The sequence below is a fragment of the Kitasatospora sp. NPDC002543 genome, from assembly GCF_053594915.1.
Window position 1 is genome coordinate 41,397 of record NZ_JBSFWR010000003.1, and the last position, 21,327, is coordinate 62,723.

Below are 21,327 nucleotides of genomic sequence, written 5' to 3' on the forward strand. Positions count from 1 at the left end.
GAACCTACCGACCTATCACGTCCAAGGAGGGTTCCTAAGCAATCTCCCCATCAACGCTTATGGATCTCGGCGGGCGGCCGTGCCCCGCCGGTCGTCGGGTCGGCCCGAGGGCCGGCATCGGTCGGCACCGGTAGGCCCCCAGGGGTCAGCACCCGACCCGGCTCGCCGCCGCCTGCCGCAGGTGGTCCAGCACCAGCCCGGTGGCCGGGATCCGCCGGTGCTCGCTGAGGACGTAGGCGCTCACCTGCCGCCGCAGGTGCGGTTCGACGGCTCGCCCGGTGACCTTGCGGTGGCACATGAAGGAGAGCACCAGTGCCGGCATCAGCGCGATCCCGACCCCGGCGGCGACCAGCGACTGCACCGCGAGGTTGTCGTCGGTGGAGAACACGATGTCCGGCGAGAAGCCCTCCTCGGCGCAGACGTGCAGCAGGTTGGCCCGGCAGCGCGGACAGCCCGCGATCCAGCGTTCGCCGTCGAGGTCGGCCAGCCGTACGGCGTGCCGGCGGCCGAGCGGGTGCCCGACCGGCAGCAGCACCGTGAGCAGGTCCTCCATCAGCGGGATCTCGTCCAGGCCGTCCGGCACCGCGGTGGCCCCGCCCGGGTAGCGGAAGGCCAGCGCGATGTCGCACTCCCCACGCAGCAGCCGCTGGACGGAGTCCGGCGGCTCGGCCTCCAGGAGCTCGACCCGCACGCCGGGGTGCTCGGCCAGCAGTCGGGCCATCGCCTCGGGTATCAGGGTGGCGTTGGCACTGGGGAAGGCGCAGACCCGCACCCGCCCGGCGCGCAGCCGGGCGAGCGCGGCGAGCTGCTGCTGGGCCGCGGACATGCTGCCGAGGATCAGCTCGGCGTGCCGGGAGAGCGCCTCGCCGGCCTCGGTGAGCCGAAGCCCGCGTCCCGCCCTGGTGAAGAGCGGAACGCCGACGGTGCGTTCGAGCGCCTTCATCTGCTGGGTGATGGCGGGCTGGGTGTAACCGAGTTCGCGGGCGGCGGCCGAGTAGGAGCCGGCCCGGACGACCTCGTGGAACGTCCTGATGTGCCGCGAATCGAACAACGCCTCCATGCTTCCTCCCCCTGCGCGGGCATCCTCGACAGCCCCGCAACGCCGCGCTCCGGCCGCGTCCGGGCCGCGCTCCGGTCGCATCCGGGCGCCCGAGAATCATAAGAGGAATTTGGAGGTGACGACCCCGACCCCACCCATACCTATGGTTCAGCCTCGAACCGTTCGTCTCACTGCTGCGCCGACGGCGGCAGCCCCATCGACACCCCCGCCTTCACCACGGGCGCCCCACCGCGCACGCTCGGGCTGCGCCGGCTGCGCCGTTCCACGAAGCGGGCGAGCCAGGAGAGCAGCAGACACATCCCGATGTAGATCGGCGCGATCACCATCACCACCGGGATGAACGGCAGGTCGTAGTCCAGGTTGGTGGCGATCAGCTTGCCCGCGTGCAGGAACTCCTCGTAGGTGATCAGGAAGCCCAGCGAGGTGTCCTTGAGCGCGACCACCAGCTGGCTGATGATGGCCGGCAGCATCGCCCGGTTGGCCTGCGGCACCAGGACGTACGTCATCACCTGGGTCTTGCGCATGCCCAGCGCGTACGCCGCCTCCCGCTGCCCCTTGGGCACCGCGAGCACGCCGGCCCGGAACACCTCGGCCAGCACCGAGCCGTTGTAGAGCACCAGCCCGGCCACCAGCGCCCAGAGCGGCTGCACCTTGAGCGCGACGAAGATGAAGAAGATCATCACCAGCAGCGGCATGGCCCGGAAGAACTCCACCACCAGCGTGGAGAACCAGCGCACCGCCCGGTGGTCGGAGAGCCGCCCGGCCGCGAACAGGGCGCCGAAGGGCAGCGCGAACAGCACCGTCCAGCCGAAGGCCTGCAGGGTGTTGCCGAGCCCGCGCAGCAGCAGGTTCTGCACCCCGCGGTACTCGAAGGGCTGCCACTTCGCGTACGTGAACTGATGGGTGTGGAACAGCATGTAGACCACCCAGCCGATCAACGCCGCGATCAGCAGCAGCGCGATCCCGCCGTACAGCCGGTGCCGGGAGAGCGCCTTCGGGCCGGGGATGTCGTACAGCGCCGAGGTTTCAACGGTCATCGGGACACCGCCACTCGTCGTTCCAGCAGGTTGAAGACGGCGCTGACGGCCAGGGTGATGATCAGGTAGCCGACGGCGATCCAGACGAAGGTCCAGATGATGCTGTAGCCCAGCTCGTTGATGGTCCGGTAGGTGCCGAGCAGCTCGGTGACGCTGAACGAGCCGGCGATCGCCGTGTTCTTCGCCAGCGCGATCATCACACTGCCGATCGGCGCCACCACCGAGCGGTACGCCTGCGGCAGCACCACCAGACCCATCGTCTGCCCGAAGCTCATGCCGAGGCTCCGGGCCGCCTCGCCCTGCCCGGTCGGCACCGTGTTGATGCCCGCCCGCATCGACTCGCAGACGAAGGCCGAGGTGTAGCAGCCCAGCGCGAGCACCGCGAAGGTGTAGAAGGGCAAGGTGATGTCGAACCGGGGCAGGCCCAGCACCACGATGAAGAACAGCAGGGTCAGCGGCGTGTTGCGCAGCACCGTCACCCACAGCGTCCCGAACACCCTCAGCGGCTTCACCGGCGAGACCCGGAAGCCGGCGATCAGCACGCCCAGCACCAGCGACAGCACGGCGCTCACCGCGAACAGCGAGAGCGTGCCGAGGAACCCGTCCCAGTAGGTCGACCAGTTGTCGGTCAGCGTTTTCACGGCGCGGCCCTCTCAGTACCGGTCGATCTGCGGCGGGTTGGGCGCCGGCTCTCCGGAGAGGCCGAGGGTCGCCTCGAAGGCCCTCTTCCAGTCGCCGTTCTGCATGTGGTGCTCCAGCGCGTCGTTGATCGCGCCGCGCAGCACGGTGTCGTTCTTCGGCACCCCGATCCCGTAGGGCTCGGTCGAGAACAGCGGGCCGACCACCTTGAGCTCGTCCGGCACCTTGGCCGCGTAGCCGAGCAGGATCGCGTTGTCCGTGGTCACCGCGTCGACCTGGTTGGTGATCAGGTTGTCCACGCAGGCCGAGTAGGTGTCGTAGCCGATCAGCTTCGCCTTCGGGTACTGCGACTGGATGCGCTGGTACGGCGTCGAGCCGGCCGCCGAGCAGACCTTCTTGCCGTCCAGGTCCTCCGGGCCGTGGATGGTGGTGTTGTTCCTGCGCACCAGCAGTGACTGCCCGGCGATGAAGTACGGGCCGGCGAAGCCGACCAGCTTCTTCCGGTTGTCGTTGATGGTGTACGTCCCGACGTAGTAGTCCACCTGGCCGTTCTGCAGCGCGGTCTCCCGGTTGGCCGAGGCGATGGTCTTGAACTGGATCCGGTCCGCCGGGAAGCCCAGAGAGGCGCCGACCATCTTGGCGATCTCGATGTCGAAGCCGGAGTACTCACCGGTGGCCGGGTTCTTCTGGCCCAGGTACGGCTGGTCCTCCTTGGCACCGACCACCAGGTGGCCCCGGCTGCGGGCGGCGTCCAGGGTCGGCGAGCCGGTGATCCCGGAGGCGTCCTGCACCTGGTAGGCGGGCAGGGCGCTGGCCTGCGGGCCCTTGGGCGGCGGGGTGCCGGGCTTGCCGCAGCCCACCGCCAGCGAGGCGAGCAGCAGGACGGCGGCGAGCGCGCGCCGGCCCGCCCGCGCGACGGACCGCCCCACGGACCTCTCCGCCGCCCTCCCCGCGGATCTCGCCGCGGACTGCCCCGCGGGTCCGGCCACGGGCGTCGTCTCACGGTTCACGGCGCCGCCTCAGTGCTTAAGGATCTTGGACAGGAAGTCCCGGGCGCGCTCGCTCTCGGGAGCGCTGAAGAACTCCTCCGGGGCGCGGTCCTCGACGATCCGGCCGTCGGCCATGAACACCACCCGGTTCGCGGAGGCCCGGGCGAACCCCATCTCGTGGGTGACCACGACCATCGTCATGCCCTCGCTCGCGAGCTGGCGCATGACGTCCAGCACCTCGTTGATCATCTCGGGGTCGAGCGCCGAGGTGGGCTCGTCGAACAGCAGCGCCTTGGGGTCCATCGCCAGTGCCCGGGCGATCGCGACCCGCTGCTGCTGCCCGCCGGAGAGCTGGGCCGGGTACTTGGCGGCCTGCCCGGCGAGTCCGACCCGCTCCAGCAGGGCGTGGGACTTGGCGTCCGCCTCCGCCTTGGGCCGGCCGCGGACCTTGATCTGTGCGAGCGAGACGTTCTGCAGCACGGTCTTGTGCGCGAACAGGTTGAAGGACTGGAACACCATGCCGACCTCGGCGCGCAGCTTGGCCAGGCCCTTGCCCTCCGCGGGCAGCGGCTCGCCGTCGATCAGGATGGTGCCGTGCTCGATCGGCTCCAGCCGGTTGATCGCCCGGCAGAGGGTGGACTTGCCGGAGCCGGACGGGCCGATGACCACGACGACCTCGCCGCGCCCCACCGTCAGCTCGATGTCCTGGAGGACGTGCAGGTCCCCGAAGTGCTTGTTGACCCCGCGCATCTCGATCAGCGGGGTGAAGGCCGAGGCGCCGGCCGGAGCCGGCCCGGAGGCTGCGGTCACCGGTTGCGCCGTCCCTTCAGCAGCCAGCCCAGCACGGCGCCCGCGATCAGCGTGGCCAGCAGCGCGATCCAGAGCGGCGCGGTGACGGTGAAGACCCAGAACTGGATCCTCACCTTGTCGAGGTTGGCGAACAGGAACCACACGGCGAGGACGACGATGACGCCGATCCCGATGTAGCGCGTGGGAATCCCGCCGATCTCACTGCGCTGGGATCGGGACGAACCGTCTGAAATCTTGGTCACCGGAGCAGTCTGCGGGCCGAACGGCCGATTTGCCCGGTTACGCGCCCCTCCGGGCCAGGGAGTAACCCGTACGGGGCAATCCCACCCCGTACGGGTTTGAACCTCTCCGGCCCGGACGGTCCGCTACCGCTCGTCCCTCCAGGACCGCCAGAGCGCCGCGTACGGCCCGCCCGCCGCGACCAGGTCCGGGTGGCTGCCGTACTCGCTGATCCGCCCGCCCTCGACCACCGCGATCACGTCCGCGTCGTGCGCGGTGTGCAGCCGGTGGGCGATGGCGATGACCGTTCGCCCCTCCAGCACCCGGGAGAGCGAGCGCTCCAGGTGCCGGGCGGCCCTCGGGTCCAGCAGGGAGGTGGCCTCGTCCAGCACCAGGGTGTGCGGATCGGCGAGCACCAGCCGGGCCAGCGCCAGCTGCTGGGCCTGCGACGGCGTCAGCGAGGTGCCGCCGGAGCCGACCTCGGTGTCCAGGCCCTCCGGCAGGGCGTCCACCCAGTCCCCGGCGTCCACCGCGTCCAGCGCGGCCCGCAGCTCGGTGTCGTCCGCCTCGGGGGCGGCCAGCCGCAGGTTGTCCCGCAGGGTGCCGACGAACACGTGGTGCTCCTGGTTCACCAGGGCGACCTGCGAGCGCACCCGCTCGGCCGGCATCCGCGCCAGCGCCGCACCGCCGAGGGTCACGCTGCCGCGGCCGGGGGCGTAGATCCCGGCCAGCAGCCGGCCGAGCGTGGACTTGCCCGCGCCCGACGGGCCGACCAGCGCGACCCGGCTGCCCGGGGCGACGTCCAGGCTGATGCCGTGCAGGACGTCGGCGCCCTCGCGGTAACCGAACCGGACGTCCTTCGCCTCGACGCGTCGGCCGTCCGGCCGGGCGGACTCGTCCCCCTCGTGTTCGGGCACCTCGCGTACGCCCACCAGCCGGGCCAGCGAGGCCTGGCCGATCTGCAGTTCGTCGTACCAGCGCAGGATCAGGTCCACCGGGCCGGTGAGCATCTGGGCGTAGAGCACCCCGGTGGTCAGCTGGCCCACCGTGATCCAGCCCCGGAGGGTGAACAGCCCGCCGAGCACCAGGGTGGCGAGCACCGCCGCGGTGTAGACCGCGTCGATGGTCGGGAACCAGGCCGAGCGCAACCAGAGCGTGTACCGCTCCCAGGCCAGCCACTCGCGCAGCTTGCGGTCGGTCAGCCCGACGCGCTGGTCGCCCAGCCGCAGCGCCTCGACCGTCCGCCCTGCGTCGACCGTCTCGGCCAGCACGTTGCTGACCGCCGCGTACCCGGCCGACTCGCTGCGGTAGGACTGCGGCGCGCGCCGGAAGTACCAGCGGGAGCTGACCAGCAGCAGCGGCAGGCCGATCAGCGAGGTCAGCGCGAGCAGCGGCGAGGTGACCAGCAGCGCACCGAGCACCAGCAGCAACGAGACGACGGCGACGGCGAGTTCGGGCACGGCCTCGCGCACCGACTTGTCCAGCCGGTCGATGTCGGTGGTGCCCCGGGAGACGAGGTCCCCGGTGCCGGCCCGCTCCAGCACCCCCGTCGGCAGGGCCACCGAGCGGACCAGGAAGTCCTCGCGCAGGTCGGCCAGCACCCGCTCGCCGAGCACCGAGCCGCGCATCCGCGACCACCCGGTGAACGCCGCCTGCGCCACCAGTGCCAGCAGGTACCAGGCGACCGACACCGCGATGGTGGACCCGGCCGTCCCGGTGGCGAGCGACTCGACCAGGCGGCCGAGCACCCAGGGGCCGACCAGCCCGGCCACCGTGGCCGTCGAGTGCAGCGCCACCACCGCCGAGAATCCGGCGCGGTGCCGCCGCGCGAGCAGGAGCAGGTACCCGCGCACGGCCGCCGGGGAGCCGACCGGCAGGGTGGCGGCCGGCCCCTGTTCCTCTTGGACGGGGGGCTTCATGACGTACTCCTCGGGTGCGTGGCAGGGAAGTTGACGGTGGTCCTCATACGACCTCACCCACCGGACGGGCCGCTTCCTCGTCGCGGGTGACCACGGCGCGGTAGGCCGGCTCGGTCCGCATCAGCTCGCGGTGCCGCCCGGCCGCGACGACCCGGCCCTCCTGCAGCAGCACCACCCGGTCCGCCCGGTCGAGCAGCAGCGGGCTGGTCGCGAACACCACCGTGGTACGGCCCGCCCGGGTGTCCCGCAGCCCGGCGGCGATCCTCGACTCGGTGTGCGCGTCCACCGCGCTGGTGGGCTCGTCCAGCACCAGCACCGGCGGGTCCGCCAGCAGGGCGCGGGCCAGGGCGAGCCGCTGGCGCTGCCCGCCGGAGAGCGAGCGCCCGCGCTCGGTGATCCGGGCGAGCATCGGGTCTCCCCCGCACTCCGGCGAGGCCTCCACCAGGGCCTCCAGCACGTCCTCCGACCGGGCCGCCGCCAGCGCCTCGGCCGCCGGGACCCGCCCCGAGGACGGGACGTCGAACAGCTCGGCCAGTGTGCCGGAGAGCAGCACCGGCTCCTTGTCGTGGACCAGCACCGCCGCCCTGGCCTCGGCCAGCGGCACCGCGTCCAGCTCCGTGCCGCCCAGCCGCGCCGAGGCCCGCGCCCGCTCGCCCTCGGCCTGCGGGACGTGGCCGCCGAGCCGCTCGGCCAGCGCCCCGGCGAAGTCCGGGTCCCCGCAGACCACCGCGGTCAGCTCGCCGGCCCGCGCCGTCAGCCCGCTCGTCGGGTCGTGCAGGTCGGCCCGGCCGGGACTGGCCAGCGAGGCCCCGGCGGCGCCGACGGTCCGGTCGAGAGAGAGCACCCGGACGGCCCGCCCGGCGGAGACCCGGGCCACGCTCCAGGCGTGCGCCGCCTCGCCGAGGATGCGCAGCGGGGCCGCCAGGAAGGCCGTCGCGCCGTACACCGCGATCAGGGTGCCGACGGCGAGGTCACCGTCGGCGACCAGTTGGGCGCCGTACCAGGTGACGCCGACCACGAACAGGCCGGGCAGCAGCACCTGTTGCGCCTGCATCAGCGACCAGATCCGGGCCGAGCGGACGGCTGCCGCCCGGACCTTCTGGGAGGCGACCCGGTACCGCTCCAGGAACAGCTCCTCGCCGCCGATGCCGCGCAGCACCCGCAGCCCCGCGACCGTGTCGGCCGCCAGCTCGGTGGCCTTGCCGCCGAGGGCGCGCTGCTGCTCGTAGCGCCGCTCGAACGGCCCGATCAGCGGCCAGACGGAGCCCGCGAGCACCGGGACACCGAGCAGCACCCCGGCCCCGAGCACCGGATCGATCGTCAGCACCGCGATGCTGACGGCCAGCCAGACGACCACCGCGGACCGGACCCGGGCCACCAGCTCGACGTACCAGCCGATCCGCTCGACGTCCCCGCTGCCGACCGCGACGACCTCGCCGGTGGCGATCCTGCGGGACAGCCCGGCCCCGAGGTGCGAGGCCTGTCTGGCCACCAACTGCCGTACCTGGGTGGCCGCGTGGATCCAGTTCCAGACCACCTGGCGGTGCGCCAGCACGGTGCCGAGCGCGGCGCCCGCACCCAGCAGCAGCAGGAGCCCGCCGGACCGCCAGATCCCGGCGGCGTCGCCGTCCACGGCGGCCTGCACGCCGATCCCGAGCGGTACCGGCAGGGCGGCCTGGCACCCCATCTCGATCAGCGTCCAGACGGTGGCGAGCCACTGCCCGCGCCGCTGGCTGCGCTGCAGCCAGCGCAGGAAGGCCAGGGGTGAGGAGAGGTCGGGGCTGCCGGGGTCGTCCAGCGGCAGGGGGGTGAGCAGCATGACACTCCGATACGAGCGGTGCGCGGGCAGGGGCAGGGGCGCACGGGGGTACAGGGGTACGGGGGCAGCGGGGGTTCGGAGAACAGGGCGCACGGAGCGCCTCGGTGACGTGCGCACCGCCCGCCCGGCGACCGAAGGACGGTCGAACGGCGGGCGGCCCGGGCCGACGGCCGGAGGATGCGCGGCACGACGGCGCGGCCGCACGCACCACGGCGGCCGACGCGACGTCGACGGTGCGTCCGGAGGAGACACCGGACGGAGACGGGATGGGCACGAAGGGCCCGGAAGTCAGGAGGTCATGGCCGCGAGCCTGCCAACCTCCGCGTGATCCGCGCAACAGGTTTTCACCGTGGCCCCCGCGCGCTTCGGCGCCCGCACGCCCTGCGCTTACCCGCACGCCCCAAGCCTCGGCCGCACGCCCAGCCGCCCGCCCCGACGAGCCGCCAGCCGCTCGCCGCCCGGGGCCAAACCCCCGCAAAGCTTCACCCAAGATTCGCCCGTTCGGCGGGAACAATCACACCGGGGCGCCAGTTGCCCCCACTGGAACCACAGGACAACCAGGAGGGCACCCCTTCCCGTGAGCAGCATCCCCACCGTCACCCTGAACGACGGCGCGCAGATCCCGCAGCTCGGCTTCGGCGTGTGGCAGGTCCCGGACGCCGAGGCCACCCCCGCCGTCCGCTCCGCGATCGAGGCGGGCTACCGCTCCATCGACACGGCGGCCATCTACGAGAACGAGGCCGGCACCGGCGCCGCGATCGCCGAGGCGCTGGCGGGCGGCGTGGCCCGCGAGGACCTCTACGTCACCACCAAGCTCTGGAACTCGGGCACCCGCGACTGGTCGGGCGCGCAGGGCCGCGACGCGGTGCTGCGCGAGTTCGACGCGTCACTGGCCAAGCTCGGCCTCGAGCGCCTCGACCTGTACCTGATCCACTGGCCGCGCCCGATGCACGGCGACAGCTACCTCAACATCTGGAAGGCCTTCGAGCAGCTGAAGGCGGACGGCCGGGTCACGTCGATCGGCGTCTCCAACTTCGGCACCCAGCAGCTGACCCGCCTGCTGGACGAGGCCTCCGTCGCCCCGGCCCTGAACCAGGTCGAGCTGCACCCGTACTTCCCGCAGGCGGAGCTGCGCGCGTTCCACGCCGAGCACGGCATCGCCACCGAGGCCTGGAGCCCGCTCGGCCAGGGCAAGGAGCTGCTCGCCGAGCCCGCGCTGGTGAAGATCGCCGAGAAGCACGGCCGCACGGTCGCCCAGGTGGTGCTGCGCTGGCACCTCCAGAGCGGCGTGATCGCCATCCCGAAGTCGGTCACCCCGTCCCGGATCCGCGAGAACCTGGACGTCGCCGGCTTCGAGCTGGACACCGAGGACCTCACGGCGATCGCCGCGGTGGCCACCGGCCAGCGGATCGGGCCGGACCCGCAGGAGTTCGACTGGAACTGACGTCGGGCCCGGGGGTCCGGCCTCCGGGCCCCCGAACCGCCTGACGGCCGGCACACGAAGACCGCCCGCACCCCTACCGGGAGCGGGCGGCCTTCGGTGTGCCCCGATGCGCCAAAGCCCATGACCACGCGGCGAAGCCCATGGCCATGGACCCTCAGCGTTTTGGCGAATCGTTTTGGCTACTGCGGCGAAGATTTGACCTAGAGCCTGGCCGCCTTCGCGATGAGCGCGAGCGCGGCCTCGTGCTCGCCCTCCTCCAGCGGAGCCAACAGCAACCGCTGGACCTCGGCCACCCCAGCGGCCGAGCGGTGCAGCAGGTCCTGTCCCGCCGGTGAGAGCGAGAGCAGGTTGCGCCGTCCGTCCGAGGGGTCGCGTCGGCGCTGCACCAGACCGCGGCGCACCAACCGGCTGACCATCTCGGCCATCGTGGCCTTGTCCAGCGAGGCCAGCTCGCCGACCGTGCGCTGGTCGGCGCCCGGTTCCAGCTCCAGCGCGTCCAGCACCGCGTACTGCGGAGCCGTCAGCTCGGCGCCCACGTGCTCCGACCAGAGCTTGGTGTGCACCTGCTGGCTCACCCTGATCAGGTAGCCGATCGCCCGCTGGGCGTCCAGTATCGGCCGCGCGTCGGTGATGACGGCGACCGCCGCGGGCTCCAGCCTGGCTATCTTGGCCATCACCCGGACGATCTCGACCTGTTCCTCCGCCGTGAGCGGCTCGAACAGGACGCGCTGCACGCGGACCACACCACCGGTGGCCTCGCGCACCGCCTGGGCGCCGCCCTGCGAGAGGGCCAGCAGCTTGCGCCGGCCGTCGGCCGGGTCGCGCCTGCGCAGCACGAGGCCGCGGCGGACCAGCCGCGCGACCATCTCCGCCATCGTGGCCTTGTCGAGCGAGGCTCGCTCGCCGACCGTCCGCTGGTCCGCACCCGGCTCAAGGGCCAGGACCAGCAGCACGGCGAACTGCGGAGCCGTGAGATCGGCTCCGACGTGTTCGGACCACAAGCGGGTGTGAACCTGCTGTGCCACGCGAATGAGGTGTCCGGGCGACTGCTGAAGTCGCGCAGACACGCGGGTTGTCGGGATCTCCCCCAGCACCATGTATCCGTCCCGATGTCACACCCGGTGTGTGTGGGACACCCGGGTGGGGCAGTAACGGCGAGTGGGCGTCCAGCTATGAGGGAGGGCGCTCCAGCCGTGCAGCCGGTGGCTGCTGGCGGACACTATACAAACGGCGGGCCCTTGCTGGCAGGCAGGGGCGGATAGTAGACGCAGGTTCGGCAACATTGGCATATTTACTCGCTGCGAAGTCCTTGCAGTAACCCGTTCTCAGCAGAAAGCCGACCGGTCGGTCCTTACCGACCGTCACCTGCGTCTCTCCACCCTGGCCGCCCTCCCTACCCGCCGGTAGGGTGTGGCCACCCTCTCCGGGGGCTCTCCCCGGGAGGCAACCCCCGAGAGAGACGAGAGCGCGCATGACCGAGCAGAGCACCGCCCCCAGGGTCGCCGTCGTCACCGGTGCCGCCCGCGGCCTGGGCGCGGCCACCGCCGTCCGGCTGGCCGCCGACGGCTACGCGGTCGCCGTACTGGACCTGGACGAGTCGGCGGGCAAGGAGACCGTCGACCGGATCACCGCGGCCGGCGGCAGGGCGCTGGCCGTCGGCGCCGACGTCTCGGACGCCGGGCAGGTCCAGACCGCCGTCGACCGGGTGGCCGCCGAGCTCGGCGCCCCGGTCGTCCTGGTGAACAACGCGGGCGTGCTCCGCGACAACCTGCTCTTCAAGATGTCCGAGTCCGACTGGGACACGGTCATGAACGTTCACCTCCGCGGCGCCTTCCTGATGACCCGCGCAGTGCAGAAGCACATGGTCGACGCCGGTTTCGGCCGCATCGTCAACCTGTCCTCGTCCTCGGCCCAGGGCAACCGCGGCCAGGCCAACTACTCGGCCGCCAAGGCCGGTCTCCAGGGCTTCACCAAGACTTTGGCCATCGAGCTGGGCAAGTTCGGCATCACGGCCAACGCGGTCGCCCCCGGCTTCATCGCCACGGACATGACAGCCGCCACCGCGGCCCGGGTCGGCATGGACTTCGAAGACTTCAAGCGGGCCGCGGCCTCGCAGATCCCGGTCCAGCGGGTCGGTCGGCCTGAGGACGTCGCCCACACCATCTCCTTCCTCGCGAGCGAGGACGCCGGCTTCGTCTCCGGACAGGTGATCTACGTCGCGGGCGGCCCCCTCGACTGAGCACGGAACCTACACAGGGTTACCACGGAGTGGGAAGCCGGGCGCACCGGCCTCCCACTCCGTTTGCTTTACCGGTGCTTTTGCAGAATCATTCGACCACCACACGGACTTTCGATACCGGAATAGGGGAAATCACCCCTCGAGCCGCCCCGGATCGACCCAATTGTCGATTTCTTGGGAAAATGACAATTACCGCCGGAATAGCCCTGTCCGGGTGGGTAGGGTCACCCCGTGCAATCCAGAAGTACCTCCGTTCCCCTTCCGCGCCGGGCACCGGAGCGCCGCACCGCCGAAATCGGCCGACGGGAACGCCCCGCCGCCCCGGGGCGCACCCCCGCCCCGCTCGGCCCCGACCCCCGCGAGCCCGGCTGGCCGCCGATGAGCCGGCGGCAGGCCGCCCTGCTCGCCGTCACCCTCGCCGGATACCTGCTGGTGCTGGCCGGGGTCCTGCTCAACACCGCGCTGGTCGACCTCGACTGGTCGGTCCGGCTGCTGCGCCCCTACGAGCGGTGGCCCCGGCTGGAGCCGCTGCTCGACACCTGGGTGGTCGCCGGGCAGCGCGGCCCCTCGGCGATCGCCGCCTTCGTCTGGCTCGGTTGGCGGGCCCACCGCCTCGGCCGGCTGCGCCCGCTGCTGGTCATGGGCATCGCCCTGTTGTTGCTCAACGTCACCGTCGGCGCGGTCAAGATCGTCACCGGCCGACTCGGCCCGCACTACGCCCAGTTCGTCGGCTCGCCCGAGCTCTTCTCCGGCGGCACGATCTTCCCGTCCGGCCACACCGCCAACGCGGTGGTCACCTGGGGCGTGCTCGCCTACCTGGCCGCCCGCTGGCGGCGCACCGGCGCCCTGATCGCCGCCGCCACCGCCTGCTCGATCGGCCTGACCACGGTCTACCTGGGCACCCACTGGGTCACCGACGTCCTGGCCGGCTGGGCGGCCGGACTGCTCGTGCTGCTCTCCCTGCCGCTGCTGGAACCCCTGGTCGCCATCGCCGAACAGCGGCTCCACCGGCGCTTCGCCCGCCGGCAGCTGTCCTGCTGAACCCGAAGCGGCCCGAACCCCGGCACCAAGCCCCGGCACCAAGCCCCGGTCCCGCGCCCCGGCGCCGAACCCGGGCCTCGGCCCCCGGACCCCGGCCGGTACGTCGGGCCCGGTACGTCGGGCCCGGGACCCGCCCCTCAGCTCGATCCGGGGGCACACTCCGGCCCCCGGACCACCCGGCCTACCCCTCCCAGCTGCGCTCGACCACACCGTCGCGCACCGCGAGGTTGAGCCGCCCCTGCCGGAACTCCATGGTCATCAGGTCCCCCGGTTCCAGCACCCGGACCGACGCCCAACCGTGCCGCCGGGCCAACTCCCGGGCCCGCTCGATCCGCAGCCCCGCGTACCCCTCGCCGTCCTGGCCCACGGCACCCGGCCCGGAACCCCCGGCCGAACCCGAACCCACCGCGCCGTGCCCCGCGCCCGCCGCGTCCGATCCCGACATCGCGCCTCCCCGGCTGGTCCCCTCGGACGTACGCTGGAATCGTAGCCCGACCCGCGCGGTCCGGAGGTGAACGGCATGCGCACCACCACCCCGCGACGGTGGCGCAGCGGCACCGAGCCGGCCACCGCCCGCAGCGACCTCAAGCTCCGCTACCTGCTCTCGCTCACCTTCACGCCGCTGTTCGCCCTGGCCACGCTGGGCTTCGCGATCTGGGCGGCCGCCTCGCCCGCCTACGGCGCTCCCAGCCGGGGCACCCTCACCGGCTTCGCCGTGGCCTGCGGCCTGCTCACCCTGTTCGCCGCCGTCGATCTCGTGGTGGTCGTCCGGCGCCGCCGGACCGAGCTCTGACGCGGTGTCTCCCACGGAGTGGGAAGCCGGCCGGGCCGGCTTCCCACTCCACGCGACCGGCGGTCCCGGCCTCAGCGGCCGCCGACCGCCTGCTTGACCAGGGTCCGCCCGAAGTCCCACATCAGTCCGCTCCCCCGGTGGGCCTCGTCCATGATGTCCGTGAAGGCGTCCACGAACCGGTCCACATCGCGCTCGGTGACGATCAGCGGCGGGATCAGCTTGATCACTTCCAGGTGGTCCCCGGACACCTGGGTCAGGATGCGGTGCCGTTGCAGCAGCGGCACGACCACCATCTGCGCGAACAGCCCCTTGCGCGCCGCCTGGAGCGCGGTCCAACCGGTGCGCAGCTTGAGCGACTTGGGCCGCCCGAACTCGATCCCGATCATCAGCCCGCGCCCGCGCACCTCGGCGAGCAGCTCGTACCTGTCGACCAGCGCGGTCAGCCGTTCGCGGAGGTGGTCGCCCACCTTGCGGGCGTTCTCCACCACCTGCTCGTCGCGCATCACCTCCAGGGTCGCCAGCCCGGCCGCCATGGCCTGGGCGTTGGCGCCGAAGCTGGCCGAGTGCACCAGCACCCGGTCCATCGAGGAGTACACCTTCTCGAAGATCCAGCTCTTGCCGAGCGTCGCCCCGACCGGCACGTACCCGCCGGACAGCGCCTTGGCCGCGCAGACCAGGTCGGGCAGCACGCCGTCCTCGTGCTGGTAGGCGAAGAATTCGCCGGTGCGGCCGATGCCGGTCTGCACCTCGTCGCAGATCAGCAGCGCCCGGTGCTCGTGGAGCAGTGCCTGGGCGGCCCGCAGCCAGCCGGGCGGCGGTGCCTGGACGCCCTTGCCCTGGATCGGTTCGACGATCAGCCCCGCGACGTCGCCGCGTTTCAACTCCTTGGCCAGCGCGGCGAGATCGCCGAGCGGGATGGCGGTGTCCGGCAGCAGCGGGTCGAAGCCCTTGCGGAAGCCGCTCTCCCCGTTGACCGAGAGCGAGCCGGTGGTCAGCCCGTGGAAGGCGTGGTCGGCGTAGAGGATCCGCCGGCGTCCGGTGGCGTACCGGGCGAATTTGAGCGCGGTCTCCACCGCCTCGGTGCCGCTGTTGCCGAAGAACACCCGGTCCAGCCCGGGAGCCTGGGCCAGCAGCCGCTCGGCCAGCAGCCCGGGCAGCGGCGAGCAGTCGAAGCGCACCAGGTCCGGCAGGTCGAGGTCCATCACCTGCCGGATCGCCGAGCGCACCACCGGGTGGTGGCGGCCGAGCGCGAAGATCCCGAAGCCGGCCAGCATGTCGAGGTACTCGTTGCCCTCGGAGTCGTAGAAGTACTGCCCGCGGGCGCGCTCGTAGTACTTGTCGAAGCCGATGGTGTGCAGCATCCGCGGCAGCTGCGGGTTGAGGTAGCGGCCGTGCAACTCGTAGCGTTCGCCGCCGCGTTCGGCGATCAGCTTGGCGAGGTCGAAGGCGGGGCGGTCTGGTTCAGCCGGCATGGCGCGGGTTCGCTCCTCGGGTCGGTAGCAGGTTCTTGGCGAAGACGGCGGTCTGGGCGGCGACCCCGGTCCCGGTGAGCCCGGCCTCCTCCAGGATCTCCCCGCGCGAGGCGTGGCCGAGGAACTCCTGGGGCAGGCCGAGCACCCGCACCGGCACGTCCACGTCGGCGTCCCGCAGCGCCTGGGCGACGGCCGAACCGACGCCTCCGGTACGGCCGTTGTCCTCGACGGTGACCACCAGCCGGTGGGCGGCGGCCAGTTCGGGCAACGCCGGGTCGACCGGCTTGACCCAGCGCGGGTCGACCACGGTGGCGGTGAAGCCCTCGGCGAGCAGCAGCCGGGCGGCGTCGAGGCAGGCGGAGGCGGTGGTGCCGACCGCGACCAGCAGGATCTCCGGCGCCCGCCCGGTGCGCAGCAGCACGTCCACTCCGCCGATCCGCTCGACGGCCGGCACCCCGGGCCCGATGTTGCCCTTCGGGAAGCGCACGACGGTCGGGGCGTCGCGGACGTCGACGGCCTCGCGCAGCTGGGCGCGCAGCTGTTCGGCGTCGCGCGGCGCGGCGAGCCGCAGGCCGGGTACGACCTGGAGGATCGACATGTCCCACATGCCGTTGTGCGAGGCGCCGTCCGGCCCGGTCACCCCGGAGCGGTCGAGCACGAAGGTGACGCCCAGCCTGTGCAGGGCGACGTCCATCAGGACCTGGTCGAAGGCCCGGTTGAGGAAGGTCGCGTACACCGCGACCACCGGGTGCAGTCCGCCGGTGGCGAGCCCGGCCGCGCTGGTGACGGCGTGCTGCTCGGCGATCCCGACGTCGAAGGTCCGTTCCGGATAGGCCTTGGCGAACGGGGCCAGGCCCACCGGCTGGAGCATGGCCGCGGTGATCGCCACCAGGTCCGGCCGCTCGGCACCGAGGGTGACCAGCTCGTCCCCGAACACCGAGGTCCAGGAGACCCCGCCGGTGGGCGAGATCGGCAGGCAGGTGTACGGGTCGATCGGGTTGACGGCGTGGAAGCGGTCGGCCTCGTCCTGCTCGGCCGGCCGGTAGCCGCGTCCCTTGACGGTCAGGCAGTGCACGATGACGGGCCCGCCGAAGTTGCGGGCCTGGCGCAGCGCCTGTTCGACCGCGCCCAGGTCGTGGCCGTCGATCGGCCCGAGGTACTTGAGGCCGAGGTCCTCGAACATGCCCTGCGGGGCGAAGGCGTCCTTGAAGCCCTTCTTGGCGCCGTGCAGCGCGTCGAAGATCGGCTGGCCGACCAGCGGGGTGCGCTGCAGGGCCTCCTTGCCGAGTGCGAGGAAGCGTTCGTAGCCCTGGGTGGTGCGCAGGGTGGCCAGGTGGTTGGCGAGGCCGCCGATGGTCCTGGCGTAGGAGCGCTCGTTGTCGTTGACGACGATGACCAGCGGCCGGTCGCGCGCCTCGGCGATGTTGTTGAGCGCCTCCCAGGCGAGCCCGCCGGTGAGCGCGCCGTCGCCGATCACCGCGACGGTGTGCCGGTCGTGCTGGCCGAGCAGCCGGGCGGCCTTGGCCAGGCCGTCGGCGTAGGAGAGCGCGGTGGAGGCGTGCGAGTTCTCGACCAGGTCGTGCTCGGACTCGCCCCGCGAGGGGTACCCGGAGAGTCCGCCGCGCATCCGCAGCCGGCTGAAGTCCTGTCGGCCGGTGAGCAGTTTGTGGACGTAGCTCTGGTGGCCGGTGTCGAAGACGATCCGGTCGTACGGCGAGTCGAAGACCCGGTGCAGGGCGATGGTCAGCTCCACCACGCCCAGGTTGGGCCCGAGGTGGCCGCCGGTGCGGGTGACGGCGTCGATCAGGAAGTCGCGGATCTCGTCGGCGAGCAGCGGGAGTTCGACGGCGGGGAGCTTGCGCAGCTCGGCCGGGGACGTGACGCGGGAGAGCAGTGACATGGGTACACCTCACGACTCGGAGCGGTGCGGTGGCGCCTCCACCCGGTCCGGAAGCGGGCCCGGCCCGGCGCTGGGGCGGCGCCGGCCCGGGCGCGGGGCCCGGGCCGGGGTGCCGACCTGGAGGTCAACTCCCGTCTCAGCGGCCCTTGTTGCCGCTGACGGTCTCGGTGATGGCGCGCAGCGACTGCTGGAGCGAGCCCATCGTCGCGAGGACGGCGGTCGGCTCGTAGCCGCAGTGGGCCATGCAGTTCTCGCAGCGCGGGTCCTTGCCGCGGCCGTACTTGCTCCAGTCCGTCTTCTCGACCAGTTCGCGGTAGGTCGGCACGTAGCCGTCGGCCATCAGGTAGCAGGGCCGCTGCCAGCCGAACAGCGAGTAGTTGGGGATGCCCCAGGGGGTGCACTCGAAGTCGGCCTTGCCCTCCAGGAAGTCCAGGAAGAGCGGGCTGTGGTTGAGCCGCCAGCGCCGGCGGTTGCCGTCGGCGAAGGCCTTGCGGAAGAGCTCCCTGGTCTGCTCGACCCCGAGGAAGTGCTCCTGGTCGGGGGCCTTCTCGTAGGCGTAGGCGGGCGAGATCATCATCTCGTCCACCTTGAGCTCGTCGTTGAGGTAGTCCAGGACGTCGATGACGGTCTGCGGGGTGTCGGTGTTGAAGAAGGTGCTGTTGGTGGTGACCCGGAAGCCGCGCCGCTTGGCCTCCTTGATCGCCGCCACCGCCTCGTCGAAGGTGCCCTCCTTGGCCACCGACTCGTCGTGCCGCTCCCGCAGGCCGTCGATGTGCACCGCGAAGGTGAAGTACGGCGAGGGCGTGAACTTGTCCATCTTCTTGCGCATCAGCAGCGCGTTGGTGCAGAGGAAGACGTACTTGCGGCGCTCGACCAGCTGCCGGACGATCTCGTCGATCTGCGGGTGCATCAGCGGCTCGCCGCCGGCGATCGAGACCATCGGCGCACCCGACTCCAGGACCGCGCCGACCGCCTGGGCGACGGGCATCCGCTGCTTCAGGACGCCCGCGGGGTGCTGGATCTTGCCGCAGCCCTCGCAGGCGAGGTTGCAGGCGAAGAGCGGTTCCAGCTCCACGATCAGCGGGAACTTGTCCCGGCGCTTGAGCAGCTTCTGCTGCATGAGGTAGGTGCCGACCCGCACGGTCTGGCGCAACGGCATGGCCATGGCTAGCTCGCCTCCTGGGGGAGCGTCGAGGATGTGGGGTGGTTCAGGTCCGCGGAGCCGTTCAGGACCGCGGGTCCGGGCGCGCGCTCCTGCCGGTACCAGTCGACGAGGGCGGGCACCGTCGCCCTCAGGGTCCGCCAGGCGCGCACCCCGGCCGGGAGGGTGCCGAACCGCAGCAGTTCGTGCTCGGGCGTGTCCACCACCACGCGCAGGACGGCCGTCGGCAGTGCGGGCCGCACCTCCCGCAGCGCGGCCAGGACGGCGGCGGCCTCCATGTCGACGGCGAGCGCGCCCTGGACGTGCAGTGCCCGCCGTTCGATGCCGCGCACCACGTGGTCGGCGGTGTGGTGCACGCCGGTGTGCACGGTCAGGCCGCGCTCCTTCAGCGCCCGGGTGAGCTCCGCCCCGGAGTCGAGCGGGTACAGGTGGCCCTCGGCGTCGCGCACGCCGTCGGCGGCGACCACGTCGCCGGGCTGCACGCCCGGGCCGAGCGCGGCTCCGAAACCGGCCACCACCACGGCGCCGTACCCGGTGGGGGCGGAGCCGAGCAGCCGACGGACGGCCAGCCCGGCGCGCCGCCGGCCGACCCCGGTGCGCACCAGCACCGGGGACCCGCCGGGCGCGCCGCGCCAGTCACCGCCGCGCAGGGCCCAGACCTCGGGGCCCAGGGCGCAGAGCACCAGCAGCGGCGCGGTGGTCACCGCGCCGCTCCGATCGCCGGAGCGCCGTCGACCCGGCTCGTGCCCGGGGCGCCGTGGACGTAGCGGCCGAGCGCGGTGACCGGGAAGACCAGCCGGTACAGGTGGTAGTTGATGGAGAAGTCCCACGGGAAGCCGGTTCCGGTGAACTGCGGTTCGTCCCAGGTGCCCTCGGGCAGCTGGGTGCGCACCAGCCACTCCACGCCGCGCTCCACCGCGGGGTTGGCCCGGCCCTGCGGCCCCTCGCCGGCCGAGAGCAGCGCCATCAGCGCCCAGGCGGTCTGCGAGGCGGTGGAGTCGCCGCGCCCGGCCCAGCGCGCCGGGTCGTCGTAGGAGCGCATGTCCTCGCCCCAGCCGCCGTCGGCGTTCTGCCGGTCCTCAAGCCAGCGCACCGCCCGGCGGATCGCCGGGTGCTCGTCGGGGACGCCGGCCGCGACCAGGGCGGGCAGCACCGAGCCGGTGCCGTAGATGTAGTTGGTGCCCCAGCGGCCGAACCAGGAGCCGTCGGCCTCCTGGTTGCGCAGCAGCCACTCGATGCCGCGCCTGGTCCGGGGGTCGCGGGAGCGGCCGGTCTCGGCGAGCATCTCCACCACGTGCGCGGTGACGTCGGCGGACGGCGGGTCGACGACCTCGCCGAAGTCGCAGAACGGCAGCTTGTTGGGCAGCGTGCTGGTGTTGTCCACGTCGAAGGCGCCCCAGGCACCGTTCTTGGACTGCATGCCGAGGTTCCACAGCACCGCCCGGTCGACCGCGCCGTCGACCCTGGCCGGGTCCGGGTGGGCGACCCGGCGCAGCGCGAGCACCACCTCGGCGGTGTCGTCGATGTCGGGGTAGGTGTCGTTCTCGAACTCGAAGGCCCAGCCGCCGGGGGCGAGCCCGGGCCGCTGGACGGCCCAGTCGCCGCGCTTGCGGATCTCCTCGCCGAGCATCCAGTCGACGGCGGAGACCAGCGCCGGGTGGTCGGCCGGCACCCCGCCGTCGACCAGGGCGATGGTGGCCAGGCAGGTGTCCCAGACCGGGGACTGGCAGGCCTCCAGCCAGCGCTTGCCGTCCTCGGTGTGCACGGTGAAGCGGTCGAAGGAGGAGAGCCCGGCCTTCATCACCGGGTGCTCCAGCTCGTAGCCCTCCAGGTGCAGGGCGATCAGCGAGTATACGGCGGGGGGCTGGATGCCGCCCCAGCAGCCGTCGGCCTCCTGGCGCTCGACGATCCAGCGGCAGGCCTGCGAGACGGCCAGTCGGCGCAGCGGGCGGAAGGCCCGGCGGTGGTAGGCGTGCAGCACCTTGTCGAGGCGTTCGAAGAGGCCGTCCCAGGTGGTGGCGGGGGCGAGCGGCCGGTGGGGGTACGGGTCGTCCGGGTCGGTGTGCAGCTCGGTGAGCGCGAAGGGGGCCGGACGGACCGGGCGGTGGGAGGAGACCACGGTCAACGGGACGATGGTCTGGCGGGCCCAGCAGCCGAAGGCGTAGATGTTCAGCGGCAGCCACCGGGGCAGGAAGATGATCTCGGGAGGCATCTCGGGCAGCCGGTCCCAGGGCCACCAGCCGAACAGGGCGAGCCAGATCCGGGTGAACACCCGGGCCGCCGCGATGCCCCCGGCGGAGCGGACGTAGCGCGCGGCGGCGAGCATGTGCGGGGCGTCCGGGTCGTCGCCGGCCAGTTTGAGCGCGACGTACGCCTCGACGGTGGTGGACAGCTCGGGCGGCCCGCCGTGGAAGGTGGACCAGGTGCCGTCCTCGCGCTGCTGGGAGCGGATCCACTCGGCGGTGGCGCGGGTCTGCTCCTCGGTGCGGATTCCCAGGAACTGTCGGAGCAGTAAGTCCTCGGCGTCCATGGTGACGTTGGTCTCCAGGTCGCCCTTCCACCAGCCCTCGGACGACTGCAGGGAGAGCAGGTGGGTGGAGGCGCGGGCCAGGGCCTCCCGTGCGTCGGCCGGCCGGAGGTCCGCCTCACCGGCCGGCCGGAGCTGGTCGGTGTCCTCGGGCTGCCACCTCCCCGCACCCAGCAGGGTCGGGGGGCGGTCGCCCACCGCGACCGGCTCGGAATCGTACTCAGGGTCGAGCCGGCCGTCCGCGGTTGCTGTCAACG

Annotated in this window: 19 protein-coding genes; 4 read left to right on the top strand and 15 right to left on the bottom strand. The window is 72.4% G+C overall.

Annotation, left to right across the window (positions count from 1 at the left end; genetic code table 11):
- Positions 1–145: 145 nt before the first annotated feature.
- The 8 genes from ACWD4P_RS02260 to ACWD4P_RS02295 form a co-directional block, all read right to left on the bottom strand.
- A complete protein-coding gene (locus tag ACWD4P_RS02260) occupies positions 146–1,051 on the bottom strand; it encodes a LysR family transcriptional regulator (RefSeq protein WP_449778361.1) in 906 nt (301 codons plus the stop codon).
- Between the two features lie 176 nt (positions 1,052–1,227).
- Positions 1,228–2,097, bottom strand: a complete 870-nt coding sequence (locus ACWD4P_RS02265; RefSeq protein WP_359825842.1) for an amino acid ABC transporter permease — start codon at positions 2,095–2,097, stop codon at positions 1,228–1,230.
- On the bottom strand, positions 2,094–2,738 hold the full coding sequence (locus ACWD4P_RS02270) for an amino acid ABC transporter permease (protein ID WP_449778265.1): 645 nt from the start codon (positions 2,736–2,738) through the stop codon (positions 2,094–2,096). Before ACWD4P_RS02270 ends, ACWD4P_RS02265 begins: the two co-directional genes overlap by 4 nt.
- Positions 2,739–2,750: 12 nt before the next feature.
- Positions 2,751–3,665, bottom strand: a complete 915-nt coding sequence (locus ACWD4P_RS02275; RefSeq protein ID WP_359825838.1) for a glutamate ABC transporter substrate-binding protein — start codon at positions 3,663–3,665, stop codon at positions 2,751–2,753.
- A 90-nt stretch (positions 3,666–3,755) separates the two neighbouring features.
- Positions 3,756–4,484 carry an amino acid ABC transporter ATP-binding protein gene (locus ACWD4P_RS02280; protein ID WP_359825867.1) on the bottom strand — a complete coding sequence of 243 codons (729 nt, stop codon included), beginning with the start codon at positions 4,482–4,484 and terminating at the stop codon, positions 3,756–3,758.
- A 47-nt stretch (positions 4,485–4,531) separates the two neighbouring features.
- A complete protein-coding gene (locus ACWD4P_RS02285) occupies positions 4,532–4,777 on the bottom strand; it encodes a LapA family protein (protein ID WP_359825836.1) in 246 nt (81 codons plus the stop codon).
- Positions 4,778–4,900: 123 nt separating this feature from the next.
- Positions 4,901–6,673, bottom strand: a complete 1,773-nt coding sequence (locus ACWD4P_RS02290; protein WP_449778266.1) for an ABC transporter ATP-binding protein — start codon at positions 6,671–6,673, stop codon at positions 4,901–4,903.
- A 43-nt stretch (positions 6,674–6,716) separates the two neighbouring features.
- Entirely contained in the window at positions 6,717–8,492 is a 1,776-nt protein-coding gene (locus ACWD4P_RS02295) for an ABC transporter transmembrane domain-containing protein (protein ID WP_449778267.1), read from the bottom strand.
- Positions 8,493–9,069: 577 nt separating this feature from the next.
- Here ACWD4P_RS02295 and ACWD4P_RS02300 point away from each other — a divergent pair.
- Positions 9,070–9,936: an aldo/keto reductase gene (locus tag ACWD4P_RS02300; RefSeq protein ID WP_449778268.1), complete on the top strand. Its 867-nt coding sequence runs from the start codon at positions 9,070–9,072 to the stop codon at positions 9,934–9,936.
- 200 nt (positions 9,937–10,136) lie between these two features.
- Here ACWD4P_RS02300 and ACWD4P_RS02305 read toward each other — a convergent pair whose 3' ends face one another.
- Positions 10,137–10,961, bottom strand: a complete 825-nt coding sequence (locus tag ACWD4P_RS02305) for a MarR family winged helix-turn-helix transcriptional regulator (RefSeq protein WP_359830360.1) — start codon at positions 10,959–10,961, stop codon at positions 10,137–10,139.
- 446 nt (positions 10,962–11,407) lie between these two features.
- On the opposite strand from ACWD4P_RS02305, the gene fabG reads away from it, so the two are divergent.
- The gene (gene fabG, locus ACWD4P_RS02310) at positions 11,408–12,175 is read left to right on the top strand and encodes a 3-oxoacyl-ACP reductase FabG (RefSeq protein ID WP_449778269.1); all 768 of its coding nucleotides are present in this window, start codon (positions 11,408–11,410) and stop codon (positions 12,173–12,175) included.
- Between the two features lie 231 nt (positions 12,176–12,406).
- Positions 12,407–13,216, top strand: coding sequence for a phosphatase PAP2 family protein (locus tag ACWD4P_RS02315; RefSeq protein WP_359830365.1), 810 nt, complete (start codon positions 12,407–12,409; stop codon positions 13,214–13,216).
- A gap of 181 nt (positions 13,217–13,397) precedes the next feature.
- On the opposite strand, the gene ACWD4P_RS02320 is transcribed toward ACWD4P_RS02315, so the two are convergent.
- Positions 13,398–13,661, bottom strand: a complete 264-nt coding sequence (locus tag ACWD4P_RS02320; protein WP_449778270.1) for an I78 family peptidase inhibitor — start codon at positions 13,659–13,661, stop codon at positions 13,398–13,400.
- Positions 13,662–13,736: 75 nt separating this feature from the next.
- On the opposite strand from ACWD4P_RS02320, the gene ACWD4P_RS02325 reads away from it, so the two are divergent.
- Positions 13,737–14,009, top strand: coding sequence for a DUF6343 family protein (locus ACWD4P_RS02325; RefSeq protein WP_359830371.1), 273 nt, complete (start codon positions 13,737–13,739; stop codon positions 14,007–14,009).
- A gap of 71 nt (positions 14,010–14,080) precedes the next feature.
- Here the strand turns inward: ACWD4P_RS02325 and ACWD4P_RS02330 are convergent, their stop codons facing one another.
- From ACWD4P_RS02330 to shc, 5 genes are all read right to left on the bottom strand, one after another.
- Positions 14,081–15,481: an aspartate aminotransferase family protein gene (locus ACWD4P_RS02330; RefSeq protein WP_449778271.1), complete on the bottom strand. Its 1,401-nt coding sequence runs from the start codon at positions 15,479–15,481 to the stop codon at positions 14,081–14,083.
- Positions 15,471–17,381, bottom strand: a complete 1,911-nt coding sequence (dxs, locus tag ACWD4P_RS02335) for a 1-deoxy-D-xylulose-5-phosphate synthase (protein WP_449778272.1) — start codon at positions 17,379–17,381, stop codon at positions 15,471–15,473. Before dxs ends, ACWD4P_RS02330 begins: the two co-directional genes overlap by 11 nt.
- A gap of 136 nt (positions 17,382–17,517) precedes the next feature.
- Positions 17,518–18,546: an adenosyl-hopene transferase HpnH gene (hpnH, locus tag ACWD4P_RS02340; RefSeq protein ID WP_359817332.1), complete on the bottom strand. Its 1,029-nt coding sequence runs from the start codon at positions 18,544–18,546 to the stop codon at positions 17,518–17,520.
- 2 nt (positions 18,547–18,548) lie between these two features.
- Positions 18,549–19,247: a 5'-methylthioadenosine/S-adenosylhomocysteine nucleosidase family protein gene (locus tag ACWD4P_RS02345; protein ID WP_449778273.1), complete on the bottom strand. Its 699-nt coding sequence runs from the start codon at positions 19,245–19,247 to the stop codon at positions 18,549–18,551.
- Positions 19,244–21,325 (bottom strand): squalene--hopene cyclase, encoded by a 2,082-nt coding sequence (gene shc, locus ACWD4P_RS02350; protein ID WP_449778274.1) that lies wholly within the window; start codon positions 21,323–21,325, stop codon positions 19,244–19,246. Before shc ends, ACWD4P_RS02345 begins: the two co-directional genes overlap by 4 nt.
- Between the last annotated feature and the right edge of the window lie 2 nt (positions 21,326–21,327).

Bases quoted from the DNA above. Each gene is read 5' to 3' on its own strand.
- ACWD4P_RS02265 (WP_359825842.1), bottom strand. From the start codon at position 2,097: ATGACCGTTGAAACCTCGGCGCTGTACGACATCCCCGGCCCGAAGGCG.
- ACWD4P_RS02290 (WP_449778266.1), bottom strand. From the start codon at position 6,673: ATGAAGCCCCCCGTCCAAGAGGAACAGGGGCCGGCCGCCACCCTGCCG.
- ACWD4P_RS02295 (WP_449778267.1), bottom strand. From the start codon at position 8,492: ATGCTGCTCACCCCCCTGCCGCTGGACGACCCCGGCAGCCCCGACCTC.
- fabG (WP_449778269.1), top strand. From the start codon at position 11,408: ATGACCGAGCAGAGCACCGCCCCCAGGGTCGCCGTCGTCACCGGTGCC.
- ACWD4P_RS02320 (WP_449778270.1), bottom strand. From the start codon at position 13,661: ATGTCGGGATCGGACGCGGCGGGCGCGGGGCACGGCGCGGTGGGTTCG.
- ACWD4P_RS02325 (WP_359830371.1), top strand. From the start codon at position 13,737: ATGCGCACCACCACCCCGCGACGGTGGCGCAGCGGCACCGAGCCGGCC.
- ACWD4P_RS02330 (WP_449778271.1), bottom strand. From the start codon at position 15,481: ATGCCGGCTGAACCAGACCGCCCCGCCTTCGACCTCGCCAAGCTGATC.
- dxs (WP_449778272.1), bottom strand. From the start codon at position 17,381: ATGTCACTGCTCTCCCGCGTCACGTCCCCGGCCGAGCTGCGCAAGCTC.
- hpnH (WP_359817332.1), bottom strand. From the start codon at position 18,546: ATGGCCATGCCGTTGCGCCAGACCGTGCGGGTCGGCACCTACCTCATG.